The sequence below is a fragment of the Blautia sp. AM42-2 genome (assembly GCF_003480245.1).
GTDB lineage: Bacteria > Bacillota > Clostridia > Lachnospirales > Lachnospiraceae > Fusicatenibacter > Fusicatenibacter saccharivorans.
The window spans coordinates 1-1016 of sequence record NZ_QUIM01000038.1 but is presented as its reverse complement, the minus strand read 5'-3'; the positions used below and the strand labels follow the sequence as shown (position 1 = coordinate 1016).

General features: G+C 42.2%; 2 protein-coding genes. Both read left to right on the top strand.

Translation table 11 applies throughout. The features are described from left to right. The first annotated feature begins 70 nt into the window (after window positions 1–70). Complete coding sequence (locus tag DW915_RS15555) at window positions 71–508, top strand: IS630 transposase-related protein (protein ID WP_055222229.1); 438 nt, start codon at window positions 71–73, stop codon at window positions 506–508. Continuing rightward, window positions 435–1001: an IS630 family transposase gene (locus DW915_RS15550; RefSeq protein ID WP_158581081.1), complete on the top strand. Its 567-nt coding sequence runs from the start codon at window positions 435–437 to the stop codon at window positions 999–1001. Before DW915_RS15555 ends, DW915_RS15550 begins: the two co-directional genes overlap by 74 nt. Window positions 1002–1016 lie beyond the last annotated feature (15 nt).

The window sequence follows — 1016 nt, the reverse complement described above, 5'->3', positions numbered from 1 at the left end:
TTATAGCAAACCTCTTAAATAATGCAGTCCCTTTACAGCGGTGATAAAATATAGTGTAGGAGATGATAGTATGCTACACAATGAAGCTAGAAAACGGGTATTGGAGGCCTGGGATAAAACTCATAATGCCAGGGAAATTGCAAAATATTTTTCAGTAAATGAAAGCACCGTATACCGCCTTGTAGAAGAGCGTGCACGCACTGGCAGTTATGAGACCAGAACGCAGATGAGAGGCCGGAAAACAATTCTTACAGAAAAACAGCACCACGATATTCTGGGACTTGTACAAGAACAACCAGATATCACAATGAAGGAGATTGTCGAAACGCTTCATTTACCTGTAGGCGATGAAGCCGTCAGGCGTTTTCTGATAAAGCAAGGTTATACTTATAAGAAAAAGTCTTTGCACGCAAAAGAACAGGAGCGTCCCCGATGTGCAGAGAAAACGCAGTCAATGGATAGAAACTATATCTGGTGCAAATGCAGAACATCAAATATATCTCGATGAAAGCGGTATTAATACAAACCTCACAAGACACTATGCACATGCAGTACATGGGAAACGTGCCATGGATGCTACCCCGATCAACACGCCTGCCGGAACAACTGTTTTGTCATCCATACGGCTTAATGGCAGTCTGGTATATACTACGTACCAAGGTGGAACAACTGCACAGCGATTTCGTGAATATATGGGAAAACAATTGATACCGAGCCTTGAGAAAGACGATGTTGTAATCATGGATAACATGCGCTCTCATCATGCCAAAATAGTGACGGAACTTTTAGACAAGGCGGGGATCTCCTATCTATATTTGCCACCATACAGTCCAGATTTGAACCCTATTGAAAAAATGTGGTCAAAAATGAAATCCTTTCTCAGAAAGAGGAAAGTCCGTGTTGCTGCTGAACTACCTGAGGCTGTAAAAGCGGCCTTAGAAACAATAAGTACGAACGATTGCAAAGGGTGCTTCCACGCATCTGGAATTTGCGCTAATTAAGAGGATAGCTATAGA